Raw genomic sequence first — 24966 nt, 5'->3', positions numbered from 1 at the left:
GTATGTCCGAACGGATAGGAGAGTTGACGATGAAGACCCGCGCCGCCGTAGCCCTGGAGGCTGGCAAACCGCTGGAAGTGATGGAGGTCAACCTGGACGGCCCGAAAGAGGGCGAGGTGATGATCGAGATCAAGGCGACCGGCATCTGCCACACCGACGAATTCACCCGCTCGGGCGACGACCCCGAAGGGCTGTTTCCGGCGATCCTGGGCCACGAGGGGGCGGGCGTGGTGGTCGAGGTCGGCCCCGGCGTCAAATCCCTGAAACCCGGTGACCATGTCATCCCGCTTTATACCCCGGAATGCCGCGAATGCGCGTCCTGCCTGTCGGGCAAGACCAATCTTTGCACGCGGATCCGCGCAACCCAGGGGCAGGGCCTGATGCCCGACGGCACCAGCCGGTTTTCCATGCCCGACGGCACCATGATCCGCCATTACATGGGATGCTCGACCTTCTCGAACTACACGGTGCTGCCGGAAATCGCGGTGGCCAAGGTGCGTGAAGACGCGCCCTTCGACAAGATCTGCTATATCGGCTGCGGCGTGACCACCGGCATCGGCGCGGTCATCAACACCGCCAAGGTCGAGATCGGCTCCAAGGGTGTGGTGTTCGGCCTGGGGGGCATCGGGCTGAACGTGATCCAGGGCCTGCGGCTGGCGGGCGCCGACATGATCATCGGCGTGGACCTGAACAATGACAAGAAGGAAATGGCCGAGCGTTTCGGCATGACCCATTTCGTCAATCCCAGGGAAATCGAAGGCAGCGTCGTGAGCCACATCGTCGAGATGACCAAGACCCCCTTCGACCAGATCGGCGGTGCGGATTACAGCTTCGATGCCACGGGCAACGTCAAGGTGATGCGCGACGCGCTGGAATGCACCCATCGCGGCTGGGGCCAGTCGGTCATCATCGGCGTGGCCCCCGCCGGCGCCGAGATCAGCACCCGTCCCTTCCAGCTTGTCACCGGGCGGGTCTGGAAGGGCACGGCCTTCGGCGGTGCGCGCGGCCGCACGGACGTGCCGCGGATCGTGGACTGGTACATGGACGGCAAGATCGAGATCGATCCGATGATTACCCACACCATGCCGCTGGACGACATCAACAAGGGCTTCGATCTGATGCACAGCGGGGAATCGATCCGCTCGGTCGTTCTTTACTGATCGCTAACGGCTGCATAGGTAAGAAGAACGGCGGGGCCGCTGGTCCCGCCGTCGCCATGAGATAAAGGAGCAGGCCGATGCGTCACCAGTGGCTGGACGATGACGACGACGAGGAAGAGGAAGAGGACGACCGCCGCCGCAAGGGCGACAAGGACGAGGGCCTGGGCCTGCCCGAGGGCGACAAGATCGGCAAGCTGTATTTCAAGTCGCGCACGGTGATCGTTGCCGGCGCCATCAACGACAAGCTGGCGCAGCGCACCGTGGCACATCTGCTGGCCTTGGCCGAGGACAGCGACAAGCCCATCAACATGCTGATCTCCTCGCCCGGGGGGCATGTGGAATCGGGCGACATGATCCACGACGTGATCAAGTTCATCCGCCCCAACGTGCGCACCATCGGTTCGGGCTGGGTCGCCAGCGCGGGCGCGCTGATCTTTGTCGCGGCGAAAAAGGAAAACCGCTTCTGCCTGCCCAACACGCGCTTTCTGATCCACCAGCCCTCGGGCGGGATCGGTGGCACCTCGTCGGACATGATGATCCAGGCCGAACAGGTGCGCCTGATGCGCGACCGCCTGAACCATATCTTTGCCGAGGCGACCGGCCAGCCGGTCGAACGCATCGAAAAGGACACGCAGCGCGATTTCTGGCTGAACACGCAAGAGGCGCTGGATTACGGCCTTCTGGGCAAGGTCATCAGGTCGGTGGACGAACTGGGCTGATGGCCCAGATGGCGAAAGCCACCCCCGCCCAGCCGGTCCCTTTGGCGGACATCGCCCGATTCGCCGTTGCGGGCAGGTTCCGCGCGTCGTTTGGTGACGCGGCGCCGGGGACTGCCCCGGCGCTTGCAACCCCGCAGGAGGATCGCGATGAGCCTGGAAACCCTTTCGGAAAACCGCAGCTTCGGCGGCGTGCAGGGCGTTTATCGCCATCGTTCGCGCGCCACCGGCACCGACATGACATTCGCGGTGTTCATGCCGGATCTGGCGGCGGGCGAACGCGCGCCGGTGCTGTGGTATCTGTCGGGCCTGACCTGCACCCATGAAAACGCCATGACCAAGGCCGCCGCTCAGCACTGGTGCTCCGAGGCGGGTATGGCCATTGTCTTTCCCGACACCTCGCCGCGCGGCGAGGGCGTGGCCGATGACAAGGCTTATGACCTGGGACAGGGGGCAGGCTTTTACGTCAATGCCACCCGCGATCCCTGGGCGCCGCATTTCCGCATGTGGGACTATGTCGTGGACGAGCTGCCCGACCTGGTGACGGGGGCCTTTGCCGTGGCGCCCGACGCCATGGGGATCACCGGGCATTCGATGGGCGGGCATGGCGCGCTGACCATCGCCATGACCCATCCCGATCGCTTTCGGTCGGTCTCGGCATTCGCGCCCATCGCCAATCCCACCGAATCCGACTGGGGGCAAAAGCAGCTTGGGGCCTATCTGGGCGATGACCGGGCGGCCTGGCGTGCCCATGACGCCACGATCCTGATGACCGAACGCGGCTATCCGGACGAGATCCTGATCGACCAGGGCAGCGCCGATCAGTTTCTGGACAAGCTGCGCCCCGAGTCGCTGGCCCAGGCCATGATGGCGCGGCGTCAGCCGGGCCAGTTCCGGATGCAGCCGGGTTATGACCACAGCTACTTTTTCGTGCAGACCTTTATGGGCGATCACGTCATGTGGCATGCCGAGCGTCTGTTTCGGTGCCTTGCCGGATCTTCCTGACAGGACTGGCAAATCACCGTAAGACTTTAGGGTGAAATGCCGGAAGGTTGCATTGACGCATCGGTCCCCGGGTCAAAGACTGCCCCATGGACGGCACGGGAGGAGGAAGCCCGTTGCCTGCTTCCAACAGCGGAGGAGCACTTCATGAAACGATTGCTGAACAGCACGGCTGCCGTGCTGGTTCTGACGGGCGCGTCGGTCTATGCCAACGAAAGCGTCCTGACCGAAACGGGCAAGCCCGAGCAATGGGCGATCCAGACCGGCGACTATGCCAATACGCGCTATTCCGAACTGGACCAGATCAACCGCGACAACGTGGGCGACATGCGCGTCGCCTGGACCTTTTCGACCGGCGTGCTGCGCGGTCACGAGGGTGGGCCGCTGGTCATCGGCGATGTGATGTATGTCCATTCGCCGTTTCCCAACAACATCTATGCGCTGGATCTGAACGACAACGGCAGGATCCTGTGGCGCTATGAACCCCAGCAGGACCCCGAGGTGATCGCGGTCATGTGCTGCGACACCGTGTATCGGGGTGTCGCTTATGCCGACGGGCTGATCCTCTCGCATCAGGCCGACACCACGCTGGTGGCGCTGGACGCCATGACGGGCGAGGTGAAATGGCAGGTCAAGACCGGCGACCCGGCCGCTGGCGAGACGAACACCGCCACCGTCCTGCCGGTGGGCGACAAGGTGATCGTGGGCGTTTCGGGCGGGGAATACGGCGTGCGCGGCCGTGTCACCGCCTATAACCTGTCAGACGGGTCCGAAGTCTGGAAAGCCTATTCGACCGGCCCGGACGAGGAAATGCTGGTCGATCCCGAAAAGACCACCCATCTGGGCAAACCCATCGGCGCCGACAGCAGCCTCAACAGCTGGGAAGGCGACCAGTGGAAGATCGGCGGCGGCACCACCTGGGGCTGGTATTCCTATGACCCGGACCTGAACCTGATCTATTATGGGACCGGCAACCCCTCGACCTGGAACCCGTCGCAGCGTCCTGGCGACAACAAGTGGTCGATGACCATCATGGCCCGCGATGCCGACACCGGCATGGCCAAGTGGTTCTATCAGATGACGCCCCATGACGAATGGGACTATGACGGCGTCAACGAGATGATCCTGACCGAACAGGAAATCGACGGCCAGGAACGCAAGCTGCTGACCCATTTCGACCGCAACGGTCTGGCCTATACGCTGGACCGCGAATCGGGCGAACTGCTGGTGGCCGAAAAGTATGATCCGGCGGTGAACTGGACCACCGGCGTGGACATGGATCCCAATTCGGAAAACTATGGCCGTCCGGCCGTGGTCGCCGAATACTCGACTGCCCAGAACGGCGAGGACGAGAACACCACCGGCATCTGCCCGGCGGCCCTTGGCACCAAGGACCAGCAGCCGGCGGCCTATTCGCCCAAGACGCAGATGTTCTATGTGCCGACCAACCATGTCTGCATGGATTATGAACCCTTCCGCGTGGCCTATACGGCAGGCCAGCCTTACGTCGGTGCCACGCTGGCGATGTATCCGGCCCCCGAAAGCCACGGCGGCATGGGCAACTTCATCGCCTGGGACAACATCAACGGCGAGATCAAGTGGTCGCTGCCCGAGAAATTCTCGGTCTGGTCGGGCGCCTTGGCCACGGCGGGGGATGTGGTCTTCTACGGCACGCTGGAAGGTTTCCTGAAGGCTGTCGATGCCGAAACGGGCGAGGAACTCTACAAGTTCAAGACCCCGTCGGGGATCATCGGCAACGTGATGACCTATGAGCACGGCGGCAAGCAGTATATCGGCGTGCTGTCGGGCGTCGGCGGCTGGGCGGGCATCGGTCTTGCGGCCGGACTGACCAATCCCGCCGACGGTCTGGGCGCGGTGGGCGGCTATTCCTCGCTGTCGGACTATACCGAACTGGGTGGCCAACTGACCGTGTTCGAACTGCCGGGCGAGGCTTCGGCCGCGGCCGATCCCGCAGCGGAACCGGCCCCTGCGGATAGCGCGACCAGCGGCTAATACTTTTGGCCAGCAAACGCAAAGTTGTCCTGTGAAAGACTCCCCCCGCAGCTAACCTGCGGGGGGAAGTTTTGCCCGACACGAGCGGGCAGTCGAAAAAATCGGGAGGAATGACGGAATGAAAGCCATCACGGGTCTTGCGGCCCTGGCCCTTGGTGTCACGATCGCCGCGCCTGTCTGGGCGCAGGATGCAACCACCCCGGCCCCTGCCACCGATCCGGCAAATGCCGGCGCCGGCGCGGCAGCCGCGGTATCGGGTGCCGCCGAGCCTGAACCTGACAGCAGCGGCAATGCCGCAGGACCGGTCCTTGCCAACGGCATGGATATTACCCCCGAAACCTTTGAAAATGGCCGGTGGTACAATGCCGAGGGCATTCCGACCTTCAAGATCGAGGACGGCGTCGTGGATTTCGCGACCTTCAACGGCTTCCGGCGCTATTCGGCCGAATGTCATGTCTGCCACGGTCCCGATGGCGAAGGATCGACTTATGCTCCTGCGTTGAAGAACTCGGTTCTGCAGATGGACTATTACGCCTTTCAGGAAATCGTGGCATCGGGCAAGAAGCAGGTGGACGCATCGCAGAACCAGGTGATGCCTGCCTTTGGCACGAACAAGAACGTCTGGTGCTATATCGACGACATCTATGTCTATCTGCTGGCCCGCGGCGCGGGCGACCTGCCGCGCGGACGCCCGGCAGAGCGCGAGGACAAGTCCGAGGAATATACGGCGCAGGAAGATTCCTGCATGTCGATGTGACATGCCCGTCCTGTTCTGGCTGATTGCGTCCTTTTTGGCACTGAGCGCGGCCCCTGCGGCGGCTCAGGTAGCCGACCTGCGGTCCACCACGCAGTTCCGTGTCTGCGCCGACCCGGCCAATGCGCCCATGTCGATGCGCGACGGATCGGGGTTCGAAAACCGGCTGGCCGAAGCGTTCGGGCAATGGCTGGGTCTGCCCGTCGCCTATACCTGGTTTCCATTGGGCGCGGGCTTCATCACCCGCACATTGCGTGCCGGGGAATGCGATGTCGTGATGGGCTATGCCCAGGGCGACGAGCTGGTGCAGAATACCAACCACTATTATACCTCGGTCTTTGGCATCGTGACGCGTCGGGACAGCGATCTTGCGTCGGTTGACCGTCTGACCGACCCGGCGTTGAAGGACCGTCCCATCGGGGTGATCGCCGGATCGCCGCCTGCCACCATCATGGCGCAGGTCGGGCTGGCCAAGGACATGCGCGGCGCCGACCTGTTCGTGGACCGCCGCGTCAAGGACCCGGTCGGCGATCTGATCGCAGGGGTCAAAGACGGCACGCTGGACGCTGCCGTGCTGTGGGGGCCGCTGGCCGGTCCACGCGTCAAGGACGATCCAGACCTGCAATTCACGCCGCTGCTGAAGGAGACGCAAGGCCCCCGAATGTTCTATCGCATCACCATGGGCGTGCGCCTGCCGGAACAGGAATGGAAGCGTGAACTGAACAGCCTGATCCGTCGCCACCAGGACGAGATCGACGCCATCCTGCGCGATGCCGGTGTGCCCCTTGTCGATGATTACGGCAAGGAGCTGATCCAGTGATCCGCATGATCCTGCTGGCGCTTGCGTTGGCGGGATCGGCTGCGGCGCAGGTGCCAGAACCCGATACATACCGGGGCGAACCGTATCGCGCGCCGGTACCGGCCACGCTGCGGGGGGCCAGCGTCATCGACGGGGCCGAGGCGATCCGGCTGCACGAGGCGGGCGTGCCCTTTCTGGATGTGCTGCCCCGCAAGACCCGTCCCGAGGGATTGCCCGAAGGAACGGTCTGGCGCGAGCCGGTTCATGAAACGATCCCCGGAGCGGTCTGGCTGTGGGATACCGGCTATGAAGCCTTGGCCCCCGCCGAACAGGCACGGCTGGAACGCGGCCTGGAACAGGCTACGAACGGCGATCGGAACGCGCCTGTGGTGATCTTTTGTCGCAGCGATTGCTGGATGAGCTGGAACGCCGCGCGTCGCGCGGTGTCCCTGGGCTATGCCGGCGTCCACTGGTTCCCCGACGGGGTCGAGGGCTGGCAGGCGGCGGGCGGCGCAGCCCTTGTCAGGGCGACTCCTGACGACCCGTGAACTGGCCAAAGGCGCGGGGACCGGACGGCATGGGGAATTCCGACCGCACTGCCAGGCTTTCAGCGTCCACGATGACCAGCGTGTCGGATTCCCAGTTCGCGACCGCCACGGCATCGCCGCCGGGCAGCGGGCTGATCCCTTCGGGATAATCGCCGACCGGAATCTCGGCCACCGCATCCAGTGTGGCGGGATCAAAGACGGTCAGCGTACCCGCGTATTGATTGGTCACAAATCCCCGCCCCCCGGCGAAGGCCACGGCATAGGGGTGGCTGCCGGTGGGGATCGATCCCGCCAGCCTTCCCGCGGCAGGGTCGATCACCGAAACGCTGTCTCCCTGGACATCCGCCGTCCAGAACCGCTCATCGTGGAATGTAATGCCGAACGGATGCGCACCTGCCGTGCCGACCCGGTGCAGCAGCACCCCGGTTTGCGCGTCAAAGATGCTGACCCGATCGTCGTCGCGATCCGCCGTCGCCACCCAGCGGCCATCGTCGCTGACCGCGACGCCGGCGGGTGCCGCTCCGGTGGGCGTCTGCCAGATCTCGTTCAGATCACGGTCCAGGCGCAGCAGCCGGGCCCCGAACCAGTCGGTCACGAACAGCCCGTCCTGCGCCGTCGCAGCCAGTCCGAAGGCGCCTTCGCCCAGATCCCGGCTGTCCGTTACCGCCCCCGTCTCGTCCAGAACGAACAGCCGCCCGGTATCCGCCGCGATCACATAGGCCCGGCCCGCTGCGGGGTCATAGGCGACAGGCGCGGGCTTTCCCGGAACGGCCACCTGCGCCAGAACAGAGCCCGATACAGTGTCGAGGATCGTCACCGTTTCGGCGTTCTGGCTGGTCACAAAGGCCAGATCTCCGGCCACCGCCGGAGAGGCCAGCATCAAGACCAGAACGGCAAATCTCACTCGGCGGTGCCGAAGCGTTCGGCCAGGGCATCCATTCCGGCCTGATAGATCGCGTTCACCGCCGCCAGGGCGGCATCGTCGTTCTGATCGACCGGGGGATCGTTGTTGGGAAATCCACGATAAAAGCCGCCCTTCCAGACCACCTCGGCCTTGCCGTCCTTGTCCTTGACCGAAAGGGTCGAGGAATAGTTCGTGACCGGCAGGACATCGACCGCGACATCGGTGATCATGTATTTGTACTGCCGCTTGTCGGGGTCGATGGACATCAGCCGTTCGGTGATCGTGGGCTCGCCGGCGTCCGCCTTCAGATACAGGATCCGGGTCGATTCCTCGGGGACATCGGCGGGGGCGCCTTCGGGCACCATTTCGGTCCGGGCCACGGCGGGATGCCAGGCCATGTCATCGAATCGTCCGATGACCTGCCACACCTCGTCGGGGGTGGCGTCCAGCACCACCGACTGTTCGGCCTTGATCCGCGACGGACCATGCGCATGGGCCGCGTCCGGTCCCGTCAGCAACCCCGTCAGCATCCCTGCCGCAACGATCGCCAGCATCCTGTGAAACATCCATCATCCCCCGTTCTGGTGCGGATCGACCATGCGACGGGCTGGCGGGGCCGTCCATAAGACCAAAGGCCTAGCCATTTGTTCCCGGTCCGGTCAGGAACAAAAACCGTCTTGCCGCAAGGTCTCGGCCGACCCAACATGGCCCAAGGGAGACATGGAATGTTCAAGGGAATCATCGGGATTGCGGTGGGCGCCTGCGCATTGGCCGGCCCTGCCACAGCCCAACCCGAGATGCAGGTGATCCGCGCCGCCGTTCTGCGCGTGGACGAACAGCGCCTGCCGCCGATCTCGCGACTGGATCTGCCGCCAGCGGATCTGGGATTCGCCGGCGCGCGGCTTGCCATCGAGGACAACGATACCACCGGCCGCTTCATGGGCCAGGATTTCGAGGCGGTCGAGGTGAAGGCCACGCCCGCCACGGCGGCGGCGGAACTGGACAAGGTGATCGCCGAGGGCATCCAGTTCGTCGTGGTGATGGCCGACGATGCGACCACCCTGGCCCTGGCCGACCAGGCAGGCGACCGGGCGATGTTGTTGAACGCGCAGGCGCGGGGCGATGCCCTGCGCGGGGCGGACTGCCGGTTCAACACCATCCATGTCGCACCCAGCCATGCGATGCTGGCCGACGGGCTGGCGCAGTTCCTGATGTGGAAGAACTGGCCCGACTGGCTGCTGGTCCCCGGCAGCCACCCCGAGGATCAGGCCCTGGCCGCCGCCTATCGCCGTGCCGCCGCCAAGTTCGGTGCCAGGATCGTCGAGGAACGCCTGTTCGAGGATACCGGCGGCGCCCGCAGCACCGATTCCGGACATGTCCAGGTCCAGGCCCGGATGCCCGTCTTCACACAGCGCGCACCCGATTACGACGTGTTGGTCGCGGCGGACGAAAGCGACATCTTTGCCCCCTATCTGCCCTATCTGACCTGGGATCCGCGCCCGGTCGCGGGGTCGGCGGGGCTGGTGCCGCGAAGCTGGCATCCCGCGATGGAGGCCTGGGGCGCCACGCAATACCAGAACCGGTTTGAACGCATGGCGAACCGTCCCATCCGGGAAGAGGATTACCAGGCCTGGCTGGCCATCCGCATCGTGGGCGAGGCCGCAACCCGAACCCGGTCCGCCGATCCGGCCGCCCTGCGTGAATTCATCCTGTCCGATCAATTCGATGTGGCGGGTTTCAAGGGCCAGAAACTGACCGTGCGCGACTGGGACCATCAACTTCGCCAGCCGATCCTGCTGACGACCGGGCTGCTGACCACCTCGGTCAGCCCGCAGGACCAGTATCTGCATCAGACAAGCGCCCTGGACACCCTGGGCATCGACCGTCCCGAAACCGAATGCTCGTTCCCGGAGGTTCAATGAAGCATATCCTCGTCCTGGCTCCTGCGCTGGTGGCGCTGGCCGCCGATCCGGCCCTGGCAAACCGCGTCTTCGTCACCAACGAAAAGGGCAACGACGTCACGGTCCTGGACAGCGAGACATTCGAAGTGCTGGGCACCTATCCGGTCGGCAACCGCCCGCGCGGCATCACCATTTCCCCGGACGGTTCCGAACTTTATGTCTGCGCGTCCGACGACAACGTGGTCCGCGTCTTTGACCCCGAGACGATGGAGGAACTGCACACGCTGCCCTCTGGCCCCGACCCGGAACTGTTCGTGCTGCACCCGTCGGGCAATCCCCTGTATATCGCCAACGAAGACGACAACCTCGTTACCGTGGTCGATGTGAAGACCAAGCAGGTCTTGGCCGAGATTCCGGTGGGCGTCGAACCCGAGGGCATGGGCGTCAGCCCCGATGGCAAGATCGTCATCAACACCTCGGAAACCACCAACATGGCGCATTTCATCGACACCGAGAGCTTTGAGATCGTCGCCAATGTGCTGGTGGACAGCCGCCCCCGGTTTGCCGAATACAACCACGACGGATCGAAGCTGTATGTCAGTTCGGAAATCGGCGGCACGGTCAGCGTGATCGACCCGGCGACGCAGGAAATCACCGGCAAGATCAGCTTCGAGATCCCGGGCGTGCTGCCCGAGGCGATCCAGCCCGTCGGCGTGCGGGTGACAAACGACGGCAGCAAGGTCTTCGTGGCGCTGGGTCCGTCGAACCGGGTGGCGGTGATCGACGGTGCCACGGACGAGGTCAAGGACTATCTGCTGGTCGGCCAGCGCGTCTGGCAGATGGCCTTTACCCCGGACGAAAAATACCTGTTCACCACCAACGGCAATTCCAACGACATATCGGTGATCGACGTCGCCGCCGAAGAAGTGATCCGGTCGGTTCCCGTGGGCCAGCAGCCCTGGGGCGTCGTGGTCGCGCCGGACTGACGCCACCGTTTCATCACAAAGGAAAAACCCATGTTCCGCTTGCTGACCGTTCTCATGATCCTGGCGGGCCTGTCGGTCCCGGTCGCCGCACAGGATGCCGCTGCCCCGCCGCAAGACAACGCTGCGACCGAAGCCGACGTATCCGAGGATGACGACGACGACGAGGAGCAGGACGAAGGTGGCGGCGATGCGGCGGCGGTCTATGAGGCTGCGGGCAAGTTCGACTATGGCTTTTCGGGCATCATGGCCCGCGACAACCGCACCGATCTGGCGCCGCTGACGCTGGCGTCCGGACAGCCGGTCGCGGGGGGCGAATACACCCTGAAATCGGGCGGTTTCTACCGCATCGCGGTCAATGCCGACGGCAGTCAGGAGCTGGCGCTGTCGGGCGGGGATTTCTTTCGCGCGATCTGGATCAACGAGATCGTCATCAACGACATCGAGATCCGCCCGATGGGCGTTCACAGCCTCGAATTCGACAATGCCGGCACTGCCGTTATCAGCTTTGTCGCCATCACGCCGGGCCGCTATGCCCTGTCGATCCCGGGTTCCTCGGGCGAAACCCAGCAGGCGGTGTTCACCATCCAATAAGATGGCGCGGTGCCAGCTTGACAGTCCGGTTTCCGCACCGCGAGATGCAGGGGCGGGTCACGATCCGTCCCTTTCCCATAAGGCCAAAGCAGACATGGACGCGCTTCGGATCACTGGCCTGTCGCATCACTTCGGCAGCACGCAGGCGCTGGACGATGTTTCGCTAACCGTTCCGCGCGGCAGCTTTACCGCGCTGCTGGGCGTCAACGGCGCGGGCAAGACCACGCTGTTCTCGCTGGTCACGCGGCTTTACAGCAACGTGTCGGGCAGCATCGAGGTGGCGGGCTTCGACCTGCGCCGCCAGCCCGCGCAGGCGATGGCCCGGCTGGGCGTGGTGTTCCAAAGCCGCGCGCTGGACGCCGACCTGTCGGTGGCGCAGAACCTGGCCTATCACGCGGCCCTGCATGGCATCGGACGCCGCGCGGCGCGGGCGCGCATCGCGCAGGTGCTGGCACAGGTGGGGCTGGAGGAACGGGCAGGGGATCGCGTGTCCGCCCTGTCGGGGGGCCAGCAGCGGCGCGCGGAAATCGCCCGCGCCCTGATCCACAGCCCGGACCTGCTGCTGCTGGACGAGGCCACCGTGGGCCTCGACGTGAAGTCGCGGGCCGAGGTTCTGGCGCTGACCCGCCGTTTGATCGCGTCCGGGGGTGTATCGGCCCTGTGGGCCACCCATATCCTGGACGAGATTCAGGGGGACGACGATCTGGTGATCCTGCACAAGGGGCGTGTGCTGAGCAGCGGCAAGACCGCCGCCATCGCCGGACCGTCGGGATTGACGCAGACGTTCCTGTCCCTGACCGGGGCTGCCGCATGACCGAACGCCGCTTTCCCGCCGCCGCCTGGGCCACCGCCTTTCGCGGCATCGCCTGGCGGGAAACCCTGCGCTTTGTCCAGCAGCGCGGGCGGTTCCTGGCAGCCCTGGTGCGCCCGCTGGTCTGGCTGTTCATCTTTGCCGCAGGCTTTCGCGCCGTCCTGGGCCTGTCGATCACCCCGCCCTATCAGACCTATGTTCTCTACGAGGTCTATGTCACCCCGGGCCTTGTGGCGATGATCCAGTTGTTCAACGGAATGCAGTCGTCGCTGTCGATGGTCTATGACCGCGAAACCGGGGCCATGCGGACGCTGCTGGTCAGCCCCTTTCCCCGCTGGTTCCTGCTGGGGTCCAAGCTGATGGCGGGGGTGATCGTGTCGATCATCCAGGCCTATGCCTTCCTGGCCATCGCCTGGTTCTGGGACATCCGCCCGCCCGCCTGGGGCTATGTTGCGGTGCTGCCAGCGCTGGTCCTGTCGGGGCTGATGCTGGGCGCGCTGGGTCTGTTCCTGTCATCGGCCATCCGGCAGTTGGAAAACTTTGCCGGTGTCATGAACTTCGTGATCTTCCCGATGTTCTTTGCGTCCTCGGCGCTTTACCCGCTGTGGCGGATGCAGGAAAGTTCGCCCCTGCTGCACGACATCTGCGCGGCCAATCCGTTTACCTATGCGGTCGAACTGATCCGGTTCGCGTTGTATCTGGAAATGAACTGGCCGGCCTTTGGCGTGGTCGCGGGATGCCTTGCGGTGTTTTTCGGGGCGGCGGTGTTCATGTATGATCCCGCCAAGGGCCTCTGGGCCAGACGGAAGGAGAGGGGATGAAAACCATCGTTGCGCTTGGCTTGATACTGGCCGGTCCTGCCTGGGCGGCACCCGGCGCCGATCCCGAATGGCCCTGCATCCAGCGCAAGCAGCCGCATCTGTCGCTGGGACAGGTCTGGACCGGGCCGGTGCCCGACGAACGCGCCACGCAACTGGCCCGCGATCCGCAGATCGACGCGCTTGCCGCCCGGCTGGAACAGCGTCGCCTACCCATCGAGGAGGCCGAGGCCGAGATCGCCCGCTTTGCCGCCGGGGCCGATGATGCGCGCCTGACCGCGCTGATGGTGGCGATCATGGGCAAGATCGAACCCGACCGGACGGCCTTGATCGAGGGCATCGCCCGCTATGGCCAGGGCCAGGTCGAACTGGCCCGCCGGATCGAGGAACGTCGCGCCGCCATGTCCGAACTGGAGGCTGCGGCCGAACCCGATTTCGACGCCATCGACGCGGCCGAGGAGGCGCTGGACTGGGATCAGCGGATCTTCACCGAACGGCAGCAATCGCTGACCTATGTCTGCGAAACCCCGGTGATCTTGGAACAGCGCGCCTTTGCCCTGGGCCGGGCGATTGCGGGGCATCTGGGCAACTAGCGCAGCTTGGGCGCATCCCAGGGACGCAGTTCCGCCTCCATCCAGGTGCCGTGGGCCGCGTTCGGAAAGACGATCCAGTCATCGCCAAAACGGCCGGCGTGATCTTCGGCAAGCTGGTGCTGTTCGTCCAGTGTCACGCCCGCGAAGGCACCGTGGAAATCGTGCAGCGTGTCGCCCAGTTGCAGGACGATCCGGTGATTACGTTCCACGGCGGCGCGGCGTTCGGCCTTGGTCGGGCCGAACAACAGCACCCGGTCGGCATGGACCTGCGGCAGGCCCAGCCGCGACAGGGTAGCGATGGTCGCCAGCTTGTTTTCCTCGAACCGGTCCGAGACATAGAAGATCGCCACCCCCAGATCGTCGGCCAGCCGAAAGAAATCCGCCGCCCCCGGCAACAGGCTGGGGACGCCTTCGCGTTCCCACAGCTTCCAGGTGTCGAAGGCATCCAGATGTTCGCCCAGGGTCATGGCGTGGGCCATGACAGGGGTGTTGTCCAGGATCGTCTCGTCGATGTCGCTGACCACGGCCAGGCCCGCGCCGGTGCCGTTTTCCTTGACCGCCGCGCGCAGACGCAACGTCGCCAGGGCATAGCACTGCCGCTGCAGGGCCTTCACCTCGGCCGACAGTTGCTGATAGCGGATGGCGATGGCGCGTTCGGACGGGTGATGGCGGCGGGTCGGGGTGGTCATCGGGCGAATCCGGGCTTCGGAACAGGGCGGACCCTAGAACCCCCGCCCCGGCAGGTCAAACCGCTGCGGCTGCCTTGGGCAGGCGGGACGGTGCCTCGCGCACCGGCAGGTGGATCAGCGCGCTGAAGGCACCCACGCCGACGCCGACCCACCAGACCAGCATGTAGTTGCCATAGGTGTCGTACAGCGCCCCGCCCAGCCAGACCCCCAGGAAGGACCCGATCTGATGGGACAGGAACACAAAGCCGTATAGCGTCGCCATGTAGCGCAACCCGAAGATATAGGCCACAAGCCCCGAGGTCAGCGGCACGGTCGCCAGCCACAGCGCGCCCATGACCAGAGAAAAGACGATCACGCTGAAAGGCGTGATGGGCAGCAGGATGAATGCCGCCGATGCGATGGTCCGCAGCGTATAGATGCCCGCCAGCAGGTATTTCCGGGTATAGTGCTTGCCCAGCCAGCCCGCATAGATCGAGCCTGCGATATTGGCCAGCCCGATCAGGCTGATCGCCACCGCCCCCAGGGCCGAGGTGGTCGTGATGCCGATGCCGGCCAACATGCCCGTGGGGTCGATGGGGCCGCACATCTCGGTGATCATGGCAGGGAAATGGGCGGTGATGAAGCCAAGCTGGTAGCCGCAGGAAAAGAAGCCCACGAAGATCATCAGATAGGACGGATCGCGAAAGGCGCGTTTCAGCACGCTGCCCAGGCTTTCCTCCAGTTCGTGCCGGGTAGCGGGCCTGCCGTTGCCCAGCATCGGCAGGAACAGCAGGCAGGTCAGGATGATGCCGCCAAAAATGACGAACACCGCCTGCCACGCATAGAACGACAGCAGGATTTCGGCCAAAGGGGCACCGAAGACCTGCCCGGCCGAGCCGGCGGCCGTGGCGATGCCCAAGGCCAGGCTGCGGTTCTCGTCGCTGGCGGCGCGCCCGACCACGGCCAGGATCACGCCAAAGCCGGTGCCCGCGATGCCGAAGCCCACCATCACCTCCAGCAGTTGAATCGTGGCGGGGGTGGTCGCGAAGGCCGTCAGGATCAGCCCCGCCGAATACAGCACCGCCCCCAGGATGATCGCCCAGCGGTCGCCCCAGCGTTCGGCAAGCGCGCCAAAGATCGGCTGCCCGATGCCCCAGGCCAGGTTCTGGATGGCGATGGCCAGCGAGAATTCCGCGCGCGGCCAGCCGAAATCCTCGGCGATCGGGATCTGGAAGACGCCGAAACTGGCCCGCAGGGCGAAATTGATCAGCAGGATCAGCGATCCGCCGATCAGGATGGGCGTGAACAGGCGGGACGGGGCGGACATGGCGGAACCTGCGAGGCGGAACGTCGCAGGCACCGTTGAACCCGTTCCCGGCCAAGATCAAGCCCCGGCGGCGTGATGCGATCCATCAAGGCGGATGATCGGTCATTCCGTTCGGCGCGTGCCGGGCGCCAGCAGGCGCATGATTGTGAACCCAGACCGCACAACGCTTGCGTTCGTCACACCGTCAGACCCTGCCTTGTGATATAATGCCGGCGCGGTCAGCCACATCGGTGCCGCATACAGAGGAGATCATTCCAATGTCCCTGTCCATCCCTTTCCCAAGGTCGGCCCTTGGGATTGTTGCCGCCACGCTCTTGGCCGGGGCGGCGTTCGCGAATCCCGGCGTGGTGCGGGTCATAACTCCGTCGGGCGAAGTCTTTGCCGATGCCAATCGGATGACCCTTTACGTCTTTGACAAGGACACGCCCGGGACTTCGAACTGCAATGACCTTTGTGCGGTGGCCTGGCCGCCCTTGCTTGCCCCCGCGGATGCCGAGGCTACCGGCGACTTTGCCCCGATTCGCCGCAGTGACGGGCAGATGCAATGGGCGCACAAGGGCCGGCCTCTCTATCTGTGGAAGGACGATCGCAAGCCCGGTGACATGACCGGTGACGGATACAACGGCGTCTGGCACGTCGCTCGCTGATGCGGCAGGCGGGCGCCTATGCGTCCGCCTCGGCTCCGTCGCGGAGTTGACTGGCCGATCAGTTGCGCCGCGCCACTTCGTTGTTGATCGAGAATTTCGAGGCCGGGATCGACCCGCCTTCGCGCATCTCGCCCAGGATCACCGTGGTCTTTTGCCCGCTGTCGTCGGTGACCACCCATTGGCGCAACTGGGTCGGGTTTGCAGTGAACACCATCTGGATGTTGCCGTATTGCGGGTTCTGGGGGTCCTGGGCCGTCACGACCGTGGCGTTCTTCGATTCGGTATGCGCCGTGACCATGTTGGCGCGGCCCAGGTTCACATTGGCATCAAGGATGATCGACAGCGGCGTCTGCGACAGCGGGTATTGCTGGGGCCCGCCCGATTTCGGATCGAACACCGCCACATTGCCGCTTGATGCCAGCACCAGCGTGTTGTCATTGTTGTATTCGAACCGCACCCGACCCGGCCGCTGGATATAGACCGTCCCGGTCGAGATCGAGCCGTCGGGATTGACCTGGGTGAATTCCGACGTGACCGTGGTCAGCCGGTTCAAATAGCCCGACAGTTCGGTCAACGGGATCTTCTCGGCCAGGGCCGGAAGGGCGAGGCCAAGAACAAGGACGGGCGCAAGGGCGAGTGATCTGAGGTTCATGCAGACGATCATATCCTTTCCGAACGGGGATGCACATCACGTCTGGCGGATGGCATGGGCAGCGAACGCTCGCACGGATGTGAGGTTCCGGAAACAGGGCGGTTGAACAGAACACAACACGAACATATATTCGGCCCATGGCACCGCGGACCCTTCAGCAAAAGCTTGCGATCCTGTCGGACGCGGCGAAATACGACGCCTCTTGCGCGTCCAGCGGCACGACCCGGCGCGATTCGCGGGATGGAGGCATCGGGTCGTCGGGCGGCATGGGCATCTGCCACGCCTATACCCCGGACGGGCGCTGCATCAGCCTGTTGAAGATCCTGATGACGAACTTCTGCATCTTCGACTGCGCCTATTGCATCAACCGCGTCAGCAGCAATGTCGAACGCGCCCGGTTCACGCCCGAGGAGGTGGTGACCCTGACGCTGGAATTCTATCGCCGCAACATGATCGAGGGGTTGTTCCTGTCGTCGGGCATCATCCGCAGCCCGGACCAGACCATGGGCGACATGGTCCGCATCGCGCGAATGCTGCGGGTGGATAATGGCTTCAAGGGGTATATTCATCTGAAAACCATTCCCGACGCGGCCCCCGAACTGGTGGCCGAGGCGGGGCTTTACGCGGACCGGCTGTCGATCAACATCGAACTGCCCCAGGATGCCAGCCTCCGCGAACTGGCCCCCGAAAAGCGCCCCGAGACGATTCGCGCCGCCATGGCCGATGTGCGCCTGTCGCGCGAGGCCGCGAAGGAGAAATCTCACTCCGGCAAGCGCCCGCCGCGATTCGCGCCTGCGGGCCAGTCCACGCAGATGATCATCGGCGCGGATGCGGCGACGGACCGGGACATCTTGAAAACCTCGGCCAACCTGTATTCTGGCTATGACCTGAAGCGGGTCTATTATTCCGCCTTCAGCCCGATTCCCGACGCCTCGGCCGCCCTGCCGCTGATCAAGCCGCCCCTGATGCGCGAACACCGGCTGTATCAGGCCGACTGGCTGATGCGCTTCTATGGCTTCGAGGCCGACGAGATCGGCGCGGCCCACCCGTCCGGCTTTCTGGATCTGGCGATCGATCCCAAGCTAGCCTGGGCCTTGGCGAACCGGGCACAGTTCCCGGTCGATCTGGCACGCGCATCGCGCGAGATGCTGCTGCGCGTGCCGGGATTCGGCACCAAGACGGTGACGCGGATTCTGGCGGCGCGGCGCAACGGGCCGGTTCGCTATGGCGACCTGCTGCGCATGGGGGCGATCATGTCCAAGGCGCAGCCCTTCGTAACGCTGCCCGACTGGCATCCCGGCGCCCTGACCGACAGTGCCGGCCTGCGCGCGCGCTTTGCCCCCCGGCCCGAACAGTTGCAACTGCTGTGATCCGCGTCGATCTGCCCCGCTTCGGCCGGTTCGACGCCTGGCGCGCGGCCGCCCGGCAGTTGGCCGGCAACCGCATCGACTCGGCCCAGGTGACTTGGGCCGATGGCGACAGCCCCGCCGAACTGTTCGGCGCCGATCCCCTGCCGCCGCCCGGCCCGCATCCGGTCACGGCGTCCAGGGATTTTCTGGACCTGGCCCGCACGGTGTCCAGCCATTCCGACCCGGAACGCTGGGCCTTGCTGTATGGCGCGCTGATCCGGTTGCAGGACGACCGGGGTTTCATCGCCAATCCCGCCGATCCGCTGACCGACCGGCTGGGGCGGATGGCCAAATCCGTGCGCCGCGATATCCACAAGATGCATGCCTTTGTGCGGTTTCACGAACTGCCGTCCGACGGTCCCCGCCGCAGCTTCGGCGCCTGGTTCGAGCCCGAGCATCCGATCCTGGAGGCCGGAACGCCGTTCTTTGCCAAACGCTTTGCCGACATGGACTGGCTGATCGCCACGCCCCAAGGCATCGCCCGGTTCGACGGCGCCATCACCTATGCGCCCCCCGCGCCGCGCCCGGATTTCCCCCCCGATGCCAACCACGCGCTGTGGCACATCTATTTCGCCAATATCTTCAATCCCGCCCGCATCAAGACCCATGCCATGCGGTCCGAGATGCCGCTGAAATACTGGAAGAACCTTTCCGAAACCGCACTGATCCCCGAGATGCTGGCCGATGCCCCCCGCCGGGTGCAGGCCATGCGCGACGCCGGGGCCAGCGATGCCCCGGCCTTTGCCGCCCGCGTGACGGCGCGCATCCGCCAGATCCCCAACGACCGCCCGCCCGAAACGCTGGAGGCCGCGCGCGACCAGGCCCTGCGCTGCACCCGCTGCGAGCTGTGCCATGCCGCGACCCAGACCGTCTGGGGCGAGGGCGATCCTGCGGCCCCCCTGATGATCGTGGGCGAGGCGCCTGGCGATCACGAGGATTTGCAGGGCCGCCCCTTTGTCGGTCCGGCGGGACAGTTGCTGCATCAGGCCATGGCCGGGGCGGGTCTGGATTTCGCGCAAGCCTGGATGACCAATGCGGTCAAGCATTTCAAGTTCGTCCCCCGCGGCAAGCGGCGAATCCACCAGACCCCCGCCGCCGGCGAGATCCGGCACTGCAAGGGGTGGCTGGATCTGGAGCGCCGCTTTGTCCGGCCGCGCCTGACGCTGGCGCTGGGGGCGACGGCGGCCTTTGCCCTGACCGGCAACCGGTCGCCCCTGACCCCCCGGCGCGGCACTGTGGAAACCACGCAGGACGGCGGACCGGTGCTGATCACCTGGCATCCCAGCCTGATCCTGCGGCTGGAGGCGGGCGCGGCGGCCCAGGCGCGGGACCAGTTCGCGACCGACCTGTCCCAGGCGGCCCGTCTGCTGGCGGCGGCCTGATCCTTGCCTGGGGGAAAATATCCTGGGGGGGCCTTGAGGGGTCGAGGCCAAAGCCTCTTTACAACGCCTGTCCCGCCAGCAGCCGCGGCATCGGATCGACCGACAGCCCCGCCGCCTGCCGCATGAAGCGCCGGCGCAGGGCCGGCACCGCCGTGACGATCCCCATGCCCGCCCCCCGCACCGCCGACAGCAGCGGGTTGTCGCTGGCAAACAGCCGGTTCACCCCGTCCATGCCCAACGCCAGCGCAGTCGCATCGAACCGCCGCCAGCCCTGATAGCGTTCCAGCACCAGATCCGATCCGATATCCTCGCCCCGACGGGCGGCATCCACCAGAACCTCGGCCAGGGCGGCCACGTCGCGCAGGCCCAGATTCAGCCCTTGTCCCGCGATCGGATGCACGCCATGGGCCGCATCGCCCACCAGGGCCACCCGGCCAGCGACATAGCGTTCCGCCAGCGACAGGCTGAGCGGATAGGCGAACCGCGCACCCGCCAGTTCGATCCGGCCCAGATAGTCGCCAAAGCGGGGCCGCAAGACGTCCAGAAAATCCTCGTCCGGCAGCGCGGCGATGGCATGGGCATTGTCGCTGGTTTCCGACCACACGACGCTGCTGCGGTTGCCCGGCAGCGGAAGGATCGCCAAGGGGCCGGTGGACATGAAATACTGATGGGCAATGCCATGATGGGGGCGGTCATGGGCCACGGCGGCAACCAGCGCCGTCTGGCCGTAACCCCAGCCCTGCCGCCGGATGCCTGCCCGCAGTGCCACCCCGGATCCGCGCCCGTCGGCGCCGACCAGCAGACAAGCGCGCAAACGGCGGCCATCGGACAGTTCGGCCTCGACCCGGCCCGCCGTGACATGGTGGCCTGTGACCGACAGGCCCGGCAGGTGCTGCACCCGGTCCTGCATTGCCGCCAGCAGGGCGCGATACAGGAACCGGTCCTCCAGCATGTAACCGACCGGGCCCTCCTCGATCTCGGCGCTGTCGAAATGCAGAAAGAACGGCGCCGCGCCTTCGCCCGGCCGGCCCTGCGATGCCTTGACCTGCCGGATCGGCTGGCTGTCGCCCGCCAGCCCGTCCCACAGCCCCAGCGACTTGAGAAGCCGTTGCGAGGCGATCGCCAGCGCATAGGCGCGCCCGTCGAAATTTTCGCCCGCCCTTGTCTGCGCCAGGCGCTGATCGACCACGGCCACGCGCAGCCCGGCCTGGGCCAGGGCAAGCGCCAGCGTCGGGCCGTTCAGCCCGCCCCCGGCGATCAGGACATCCACATCAGTCATGGCGGCGATCATGCACGGGCGCGGGGCAGAGTCCATGCGGCGAAGCGCCCTCGGACTCGGCCTCGGCCGCCAGGATCGCCGCCAGGCCGCTGCGATAATCGGGATGGCGCAGCACGACCCCCAGATCCTGTTTGATCCGCCGGTTCGAAACCCGCTTGCTGTCGGCATAGAACGACCGCGCCATCGGTGTCATCTGCGCATCCTCGAAGGCCACCTCGGGCGGGGGCGGCAGGCCCAGCAGATCCGCCGCATGGGCCAGCACGTCCTGGGGCGGGGCCGGGTCGTCGTCGCAGACGTTATAGGCCGTGCCAGGCGCCGGCCGGTCGATGGATGCCAGCAGAACCCGGGCGATGTCCTCGGCATGGATGCGCGAAAACACCTGCCCCGGCTTGATGATCCGGCGCACCGTGCCATTGCGGATCTTTTCAAAGGGCCCCCGGCCGGGACCATAGATTCCGGCCAGCCGAAAGATGTGCAGGGGCAGCCCGGCCTGTTCTGCCAGGGCCTGCCAGTCGGTCTCGGCGCGGATGCGGGCCTGCCCGCGCGGGCCTGATCCATCCAGGACGCTGGTTTCGTCGACCCAGCCCCCGCCGCGGTCGCCGTATACCCCCGTTGTGGACAGATAGCCCAGCCAGCGGGGCCGGGCCCGCGCCAGATCATCCCGGAACGCCGCCAGAACCGGATCGCCCCCGGCATCGGGCGCCACGGACACAAGAATGGCATCGGCCGTCGCGATTTCGTCGCGCAGGCGTGGTTCTTCCCCCGGCCAGATCGCGGGAACCGCCCCCGTGCGGGCCACCCGGTCGGGGTCGCCGCGGGTGGTGCCGGTGACCTGCCAGCCGCGTCTGCGCAAAAGGGGTGTCAGGAACCCCGCCGAATAGCCGTGACCGAAAACAAGCATCCTCATGACATCAGCGTAACGGTGCGCCGCTCGGGGCGCCAGACGCTTGCCTGTCGCGGGCACGGCTGGCAGGGTCTGTCGAAAGCGAGGTTCCATAACCATGAACGCGGATTCCCGTTACCTGCCGGTCGAAACCCCCGACGCCCCCGGCCGCGAGCAATTTACCGATGCCGCCGCCGCGGTCGCCCGGTTGCAGGATCTCTACGACCAATCGACAGGCTTTCTTCTGGACCACTTCGTCAGGGCGCTGGAAGGAGACCGGCCGACCGCGCGATACCGCGCCTTTTATCCCGAACTGCGGCTGACCGTACCGACGCATCCCTTGGTCGATTCGCGCCTGTCCTTTGGTCATGTGGTGGCCCCCGGCAGCTATTCGGCCACCATCACCCGGCCCGACCTGTTCGCGAACTATCTGCGCGAACAGATTGCCCTGCTGATCCGCAACCATGGCGTCCCCGTGACGGTGGGGGCCAGCGACACGCCGATGCCCGTTCATTTCGCCGTCGCCGCGCAAAGCGACCTGGCGGTCCCGCAGGAAGGCGTTCTGGATTTCTCGCTGCGCGACGTCTTCGACGTGCCCGACCTGAACACCATGAACGACGACATCGTGAACGGCGTGGCGGGGCCGATGTCCGACGGATCGCTGCATCTGGCGGCCTTCACCGCGCAGCGGGTCGACTATTCGCTGGCGCGGCTTCAGCACTATACCGCCACCGCATCCGAGCATTTCCAGAACTTTGTCCTGTTCACCAACTATCAGTTCTATGTGGACGAATTCGAATCCTTTGCCCGCCGCGTGCTGGGTGACCCGTCGCTGGGCTATGACAGCTTTGTGGCGCCCGGAAACCAGCAGATCACCGATCCCGAGGCGCCGCTGGCCGCGCTGACCAAGATGCCGCAGATGCCGGCCTATCATCTGAAACGCGCGAACGGGCAGGGCATCTCCCTGGTCAATATCGGCGTGGGACCATCCAACGCCAAAACCGCGACCGATCATATCGCGGTTCTTCGTCCCCATGCCTGGCTGATGGTCGGGCATTGCGCGGGGCTGAGAAACAGCCAGTCGCTGGGCGATTTCGTTCTGGCCCATGCCTACCTGCGCGAGGATCACGTCCTGGACGACGACTTGCCCGTCTGGGTGCCGATCCCGGCCCTGGCCGAGGTGCAGGTGGCGTTGCAGGACGCCGTGGCCGAAGTCACGCAACTGAACGGCTATGAACTGAAACGCATCATGCGCACCGGCACCGTGGCGACCATCGACAACCGCAACTGGGAACTGCGCGACCAGTCCGGCCCCGTCCACCGGCTGTCGCTGTCGCGCGCGGTGGCGCTGGACATGGAAAGCGCCACCATCGCCGCAAACGGGTTCCGGTTCCGGGTGCCCTATGGCACGCTTCTGTGCGTCAGCGACAAGCCCCTGCATGGTGAACTGAAGCTGCCCGGCATGGCGACCGATTTCTATCGCACGCAGGTCGCCAACCACCTGCTGATCGGCATCCGCGCCATGGAAAAGCTGCGCGAAACCCCGCTCGAGCGCATCCATTCGCGCAAGCTGCGGTCCTTCAACGAGACGGCGTTCCTGTAGCGCCACGCCAAACCGGCAATGACGGAGCGGTTTTCGAGTAAACAGCGAAAAATGCTTGAACTGTGGCCGAAAACCGTGTGTAGCAGGCGATATGCCGCAAAAGGCGCCAATTGCAGGCCCCAGTGAACCGGGCAAGAGGAGACAGATTCATGGCTACGCCGTCCGCGAAACCGATGACCAAGACCCAACTGGTCGCGACTCTGGCCGAGGAGATGGGGTCCGACAAGAAATCCGCTTCGGCCGCCCTGGACGCGATCGCCGCCGTGGTCGCCCGCGAAGTTGCCAATGGCGGTTCGGTCACGATCCCCGGCATCGGCAAGATCGCCTGCCGCGCCCGTCCCGAACGCCAGGTCCGCAACCCGCAAACCCAGGAAATGATGACCAAGCCCGCCGACAAGCAGGTCAAGGTGACGGTCGCCAAGGCGCTGAAGGACAGCGTGAACGGCTGATCGCGGCACAATCGCATGACCAAGGCCGCGTCATCGGGCGCGGCCTTTTCTGTTTTCGGCCTTTCGGGGCTGTTTTGGCTCTGCTAGCCCTTCTGCATCATCTGCAAACGGAGCCTTCCGCATGGATATTCGCGCGACCCTGATGGGGGTGTTCTTTGCGGTGATGTGGGCCTCGGCCTTTACCTCGACCCGGATGATCGTGACCGAGGTGCCGCCGCTGTTCGCGCTTGCCCTGCGCTTTCTGCTGTCGGGGGCACTGGGCGTCGTCATCGCCTGGCTAATGGGCGAAACCTGGCGGGCGCTGACCCGGGCGCAATGGCGGGCGGTGGTGGTCCTGGGGCTGTGCCAGAACGCGCTCTATCTGGGCCTGAACTGGGTGGCGATGCAGTGGATCGAGGCCGGGCTGGCCTCGATCATCGCGGCGACCATGCCGCTGATTGTTGCGGCGCTGGGATTTCTGCTGGGTGAACGGCTGCGGCCCATGGGGGTGGCGGGACTGGTCCTGGGGCTGACCGGGGTAGCCATCATCATGGGCACGCGATTGCAAGGGGGCAGCGACCCGACCGGCATCGCCCTGTGCTTTGCCGCCGCCCTGGCGCTGGCGGTGGCGACCCTGACCGTGCGGGGGGCCAGTTCGGGGGGCAATGTGATGATGATCGTCGGGCTACAGATGCTGGTCGGGTCAGCGACGCTGTGGGTGCTGGCCCCGATCCTCGAGGATTGGCGGGTCGATCCCAATCCGCGGTTGGTCTGGGCCTTTCTTTACACCGTGATCGTGCCGGGCGTGCTGGCAACCTGGGTCTGGTTCAAGCTGGTGGGCCGGATCGGCGCGACGCGGGCCGCGACATTCCATTTCCTGACGCCGTTCTTCGGGGTGGCGGTCGGTGCGGCCTTGCTGGGCGAACGGTTCGGGGCGGGCGACGTGATCGGCGTGGCCATCATCATGGCGGGTATCCTGGCCGTGCAGATGTCCAAGGCGCCGCCCCTTGCGACCCCGGTCCGGCGCGTGCCGCCTGCCTGAGCGGGAACGCCCGTCACAGGGCCGCGTTGAATTGCGGTAATTCTTCGTCA

25 protein-coding genes and 1 pseudogene are annotated in these 24966 nt (G+C 65.5%); 19 read left to right on the top strand and 7 right to left on the bottom strand.

Annotated features, from left to right (window positions below; genetic code table 11):
- The first annotated feature begins 29 nt into the window (after nt 1–29).
- The 7 genes and pseudogenes from EYE42_RS08165 (at nt 30) to EYE42_RS08135 (ending at nt 6992) form a co-directional block, all read left to right on the top strand.
- Nucleotides 30–1160: an S-(hydroxymethyl)glutathione dehydrogenase/class III alcohol dehydrogenase gene (locus EYE42_RS08165; RefSeq protein WP_130990997.1), complete on the top strand. Its 1131-nt coding sequence runs from the start codon at nt 30–32 to the stop codon at nt 1158–1160.
- Between the two features lie 77 nt (nt 1161–1237).
- A complete protein-coding gene (locus tag EYE42_RS08160; protein WP_130990828.1) occupies nt 1238–1879 on the top strand; it encodes an ATP-dependent Clp protease proteolytic subunit in 642 nt (213 codons plus the stop codon).
- Between the two features lie 147 nt (nt 1880–2026).
- Nucleotides 2027–2881, top strand: coding sequence for an S-formylglutathione hydrolase (fghA, locus tag EYE42_RS08155; protein WP_425466559.1), 855 nt, complete (start codon nt 2027–2029; stop codon nt 2879–2881).
- A 144-nt stretch (nt 2882–3025) separates the two neighbouring features.
- Nucleotides 3026–4822 (top strand): annotated as a pseudogene (locus EYE42_RS08150) (methanol/ethanol family PQQ-dependent dehydrogenase); the annotation flags it as partial.
- Between the two features lie 187 nt (nt 4823–5009).
- Nucleotides 5010–5648, top strand: coding sequence for a c-type cytochrome, methanol metabolism-related (locus tag EYE42_RS08145; protein ID WP_130990826.1), 639 nt, complete (start codon nt 5010–5012; stop codon nt 5646–5648).
- 1 nt (nt 5649) lies between these two features.
- Entirely contained in the window at nt 5650–6465 is an 816-nt protein-coding gene (locus EYE42_RS08140) for a quinoprotein dehydrogenase-associated putative ABC transporter substrate-binding protein (protein WP_130990825.1), read from the top strand.
- A gap of 5 nt (nt 6466–6470) precedes the next feature.
- A complete protein-coding gene (locus EYE42_RS08135) occupies nt 6471–6992 on the top strand; it encodes a PQQ-dependent catabolism-associated CXXCW motif protein (protein WP_170309498.1) in 522 nt (173 codons plus the stop codon).
- Here EYE42_RS08135 and EYE42_RS08130 read toward each other — a convergent pair.
- Both EYE42_RS08130 and EYE42_RS08125 read right to left on the bottom strand, forming a co-directional pair.
- Nucleotides 6967–7896 carry a YncE family protein gene (locus tag EYE42_RS08130; protein ID WP_130990824.1) on the bottom strand — a complete coding sequence of 310 codons (930 nt, stop codon included), beginning with the start codon at nt 7894–7896 and terminating at the stop codon, nt 6967–6969. The genes EYE42_RS08135 and EYE42_RS08130 overlap by 26 nt on opposite strands.
- Nucleotides 7893–8450: an SRPBCC family protein gene (locus EYE42_RS08125; protein WP_130990823.1), complete on the bottom strand. Its 558-nt coding sequence runs from the start codon at nt 8448–8450 to the stop codon at nt 7893–7895. Before EYE42_RS08125 ends, EYE42_RS08130 begins: the two co-directional genes overlap by 4 nt.
- 171 nt (nt 8451–8621) lie before the next feature.
- Between EYE42_RS08125 and EYE42_RS08120 the strand changes: the two genes are divergently transcribed.
- From EYE42_RS08120 to EYE42_RS08095, 6 genes are all read left to right on the top strand, one after another.
- Nucleotides 8622–9818, top strand: coding sequence for an ABC transporter substrate-binding protein (locus EYE42_RS08120; protein ID WP_425466558.1), 1197 nt, complete (start codon nt 8622–8624; stop codon nt 9816–9818).
- Nucleotides 9815–10783, top strand: a complete 969-nt coding sequence (locus EYE42_RS08115; protein ID WP_130990822.1) for a YVTN family beta-propeller repeat protein — start codon at nt 9815–9817, stop codon at nt 10781–10783. The genes EYE42_RS08120 and EYE42_RS08115 overlap by 4 nt, the downstream gene beginning before the upstream one ends.
- Before the next feature lie 30 nt (nt 10784–10813).
- Nucleotides 10814–11374 carry a cupredoxin domain-containing protein gene (locus EYE42_RS08110; protein WP_130990821.1) on the top strand — a complete coding sequence of 187 codons (561 nt, stop codon included), beginning with the start codon at nt 10814–10816 and terminating at the stop codon, nt 11372–11374.
- Between the two features lie 94 nt (nt 11375–11468).
- Nucleotides 11469–12188, top strand: coding sequence for an ATP-binding cassette domain-containing protein (locus tag EYE42_RS08105; RefSeq protein ID WP_130990820.1), 720 nt, complete (start codon nt 11469–11471; stop codon nt 12186–12188).
- Complete coding sequence (locus EYE42_RS08100; RefSeq protein ID WP_130990819.1) at nt 12185–13006, top strand: ABC transporter permease; 822 nt, start codon at nt 12185–12187, stop codon at nt 13004–13006. The genes EYE42_RS08105 and EYE42_RS08100 overlap by 4 nt, the downstream gene beginning before the upstream one ends.
- The gene (locus EYE42_RS08095; RefSeq protein ID WP_130990818.1) at nt 13003–13596 is read left to right on the top strand and encodes a hypothetical protein; all 594 of its coding nucleotides are present in this window, start codon (nt 13003–13005) and stop codon (nt 13594–13596) included. Before EYE42_RS08100 ends, EYE42_RS08095 begins: the two co-directional genes overlap by 4 nt.
- On the opposite strand, the gene EYE42_RS08090 is transcribed toward EYE42_RS08095, so the two are convergent.
- Both EYE42_RS08090 and EYE42_RS08085 read right to left on the bottom strand, forming a co-directional pair.
- The gene (locus tag EYE42_RS08090; RefSeq protein WP_130990817.1) at nt 13593–14285 is read right to left on the bottom strand and encodes a 5'-nucleotidase, lipoprotein e(P4) family; all 693 of its coding nucleotides are present in this window, start codon (nt 14283–14285) and stop codon (nt 13593–13595) included. The two genes, EYE42_RS08095 and EYE42_RS08090, sit on opposite strands and share 4 nt — an antisense overlap.
- A 55-nt stretch (nt 14286–14340) precedes the next feature.
- Entirely contained in the window at nt 14341–15591 is a 1251-nt protein-coding gene (locus EYE42_RS08085) for an MFS transporter (protein WP_130990816.1), read from the bottom strand.
- 257 nt (nt 15592–15848) lie between these two features.
- On the opposite strand from EYE42_RS08085, the gene EYE42_RS08080 reads away from it, so the two are divergent.
- Nucleotides 15849–16238, top strand: a complete 390-nt coding sequence (locus tag EYE42_RS08080; protein WP_130990815.1) for a COG4315 family predicted lipoprotein — start codon at nt 15849–15851, stop codon at nt 16236–16238.
- A 58-nt stretch (nt 16239–16296) separates the two neighbouring features.
- On the opposite strand, the gene EYE42_RS08075 is transcribed toward EYE42_RS08080, so the two are convergent.
- The gene (locus tag EYE42_RS08075) at nt 16297–16890 is read right to left on the bottom strand and encodes a LolA family protein (RefSeq protein WP_130990814.1); all 594 of its coding nucleotides are present in this window, start codon (nt 16888–16890) and stop codon (nt 16297–16299) included.
- 137 nt (nt 16891–17027) lie between these two features.
- Between EYE42_RS08075 and EYE42_RS08070 the strand changes: the two genes are divergently transcribed.
- Both EYE42_RS08070 and EYE42_RS08065 read left to right on the top strand, forming a co-directional pair.
- On the top strand, nt 17028–18260 hold the full coding sequence (locus EYE42_RS08070; RefSeq protein WP_130990813.1) for a putative DNA modification/repair radical SAM protein: 1233 nt from the start codon (nt 17028–17030) through the stop codon (nt 18258–18260).
- Nucleotides 18257–19681 carry a UdgX family uracil-DNA binding protein gene (locus tag EYE42_RS08065; protein WP_130990812.1) on the top strand — a complete coding sequence of 475 codons (1425 nt, stop codon included), beginning with the start codon at nt 18257–18259 and terminating at the stop codon, nt 19679–19681. The genes EYE42_RS08070 and EYE42_RS08065 overlap by 4 nt, the downstream gene beginning before the upstream one ends.
- A 58-nt stretch (nt 19682–19739) precedes the next feature.
- On the opposite strand, the gene EYE42_RS08060 is transcribed toward EYE42_RS08065, so the two are convergent.
- Nucleotides 19740–20960, bottom strand: coding sequence for a UbiH/UbiF/VisC/COQ6 family ubiquinone biosynthesis hydroxylase (locus EYE42_RS08060; protein WP_130990811.1), 1221 nt, complete (start codon nt 20958–20960; stop codon nt 19740–19742).
- Nucleotides 20953–21867 (bottom strand): SDR family oxidoreductase, encoded by a 915-nt coding sequence (locus EYE42_RS08055; RefSeq protein ID WP_130990810.1) that lies wholly within the window; start codon nt 21865–21867, stop codon nt 20953–20955. Before EYE42_RS08055 ends, EYE42_RS08060 begins: the two co-directional genes overlap by 8 nt.
- 94 nt (nt 21868–21961) lie before the next feature.
- Between EYE42_RS08055 and EYE42_RS08050 the strand changes: the two genes are divergently transcribed.
- The 3 genes from EYE42_RS08050 (at nt 21962) to EYE42_RS08040 (ending at nt 24916) form a co-directional block, all read left to right on the top strand.
- Nucleotides 21962–23446, top strand: a complete 1485-nt coding sequence (locus tag EYE42_RS08050) for an AMP nucleosidase (protein WP_130990809.1) — start codon at nt 21962–21964, stop codon at nt 23444–23446.
- Nucleotides 23447–23595: 149 nt separating this feature from the next.
- The gene (locus EYE42_RS08045) at nt 23596–23895 is read left to right on the top strand and encodes an HU family DNA-binding protein (RefSeq protein ID WP_130990808.1); all 300 of its coding nucleotides are present in this window, start codon (nt 23596–23598) and stop codon (nt 23893–23895) included.
- 121 nt (nt 23896–24016) lie between these two features.
- Nucleotides 24017–24916 (top strand): DMT family transporter, encoded by a 900-nt coding sequence (locus EYE42_RS08040; RefSeq protein WP_130990807.1) that lies wholly within the window; start codon nt 24017–24019, stop codon nt 24914–24916.
- Nucleotides 24917–24966 lie beyond the last annotated feature (50 nt).

The organism is Paracoccus subflavus (assembly GCF_004310345.1).
In the GTDB taxonomy this organism is placed as follows: Bacteria; Pseudomonadota; Alphaproteobacteria; order Rhodobacterales; family Rhodobacteraceae; genus Paracoccus; species Paracoccus subflavus.
The sequence above is the reverse complement of the archived record's forward strand: the minus strand, read 5'-3'. Positions and strand labels throughout refer to the sequence as shown.

What these genes read in the sequence shown, in the direction of transcription:
- EYE42_RS08165 (WP_130990997.1), top strand. Translation starts at nt 30, where the DNA reads ATGAAGACCCGCGCCGCCGTAGCCCTGGAGGCTGGCAAACCGCTGGAA.
- EYE42_RS08160 (WP_130990828.1), top strand. Translation starts at nt 1,238, where the DNA reads ATGCGTCACCAGTGGCTGGACGATGACGACGACGAGGAAGAGGAAGAG.
- fghA (WP_425466559.1), top strand. Translation starts at nt 2,027, where the DNA reads ATGAGCCTGGAAACCCTTTCGGAAAACCGCAGCTTCGGCGGCGTGCAG.
- EYE42_RS08145 (WP_130990826.1), top strand. Translation starts at nt 5,010, where the DNA reads ATGAAAGCCATCACGGGTCTTGCGGCCCTGGCCCTTGGTGTCACGATC.
- EYE42_RS08140 (WP_130990825.1), top strand. Translation starts at nt 5,650, where the DNA reads ATGCCCGTCCTGTTCTGGCTGATTGCGTCCTTTTTGGCACTGAGCGCG.
- EYE42_RS08135 (WP_170309498.1), top strand. Translation starts at nt 6,471, where the DNA reads ATGATCCTGCTGGCGCTTGCGTTGGCGGGATCGGCTGCGGCGCAGGTG.
- EYE42_RS08125 (WP_130990823.1), bottom strand. Translation starts at nt 8,450, where the DNA reads ATGCTGGCGATCGTTGCGGCAGGGATGCTGACGGGGTTGCTGACGGGA.
- EYE42_RS08120 (WP_425466558.1), top strand. Translation starts at nt 8,622, where the DNA reads ATGTTCAAGGGAATCATCGGGATTGCGGTGGGCGCCTGCGCATTGGCC.
- EYE42_RS08115 (WP_130990822.1), top strand. Translation starts at nt 9,815, where the DNA reads ATGAAGCATATCCTCGTCCTGGCTCCTGCGCTGGTGGCGCTGGCCGCC.
- EYE42_RS08110 (WP_130990821.1), top strand. Translation starts at nt 10,814, where the DNA reads ATGTTCCGCTTGCTGACCGTTCTCATGATCCTGGCGGGCCTGTCGGTC.
- EYE42_RS08105 (WP_130990820.1), top strand. Translation starts at nt 11,469, where the DNA reads ATGGACGCGCTTCGGATCACTGGCCTGTCGCATCACTTCGGCAGCACG.
- EYE42_RS08100 (WP_130990819.1), top strand. Translation starts at nt 12,185, where the DNA reads ATGACCGAACGCCGCTTTCCCGCCGCCGCCTGGGCCACCGCCTTTCGC.
- EYE42_RS08095 (WP_130990818.1), top strand. Translation starts at nt 13,003, where the DNA reads ATGAAAACCATCGTTGCGCTTGGCTTGATACTGGCCGGTCCTGCCTGG.
- EYE42_RS08090 (WP_130990817.1), bottom strand. Translation starts at nt 14,285, where the DNA reads ATGACCACCCCGACCCGCCGCCATCACCCGTCCGAACGCGCCATCGCC.
- EYE42_RS08085 (WP_130990816.1), bottom strand. Translation starts at nt 15,591, where the DNA reads ATGTCCGCCCCGTCCCGCCTGTTCACGCCCATCCTGATCGGCGGATCG.
- EYE42_RS08080 (WP_130990815.1), top strand. Translation starts at nt 15,849, where the DNA reads ATGTCCCTGTCCATCCCTTTCCCAAGGTCGGCCCTTGGGATTGTTGCC.
- EYE42_RS08075 (WP_130990814.1), bottom strand. Translation starts at nt 16,890, where the DNA reads ATGAACCTCAGATCACTCGCCCTTGCGCCCGTCCTTGTTCTTGGCCTC.
- EYE42_RS08070 (WP_130990813.1), top strand. Translation starts at nt 17,028, where the DNA reads ATGGCACCGCGGACCCTTCAGCAAAAGCTTGCGATCCTGTCGGACGCG.
- EYE42_RS08060 (WP_130990811.1), bottom strand. Translation starts at nt 20,960, where the DNA reads ATGACTGATGTGGATGTCCTGATCGCCGGGGGCGGGCTGAACGGCCCG.
- EYE42_RS08055 (WP_130990810.1), bottom strand. Translation starts at nt 21,867, where the DNA reads ATGAGGATGCTTGTTTTCGGTCACGGCTATTCGGCGGGGTTCCTGACA.
- EYE42_RS08050 (WP_130990809.1), top strand. Translation starts at nt 21,962, where the DNA reads ATGAACGCGGATTCCCGTTACCTGCCGGTCGAAACCCCCGACGCCCCC.
- EYE42_RS08045 (WP_130990808.1), top strand. Translation starts at nt 23,596, where the DNA reads ATGGCTACGCCGTCCGCGAAACCGATGACCAAGACCCAACTGGTCGCG.
- EYE42_RS08040 (WP_130990807.1), top strand. Translation starts at nt 24,017, where the DNA reads ATGGATATTCGCGCGACCCTGATGGGGGTGTTCTTTGCGGTGATGTGG.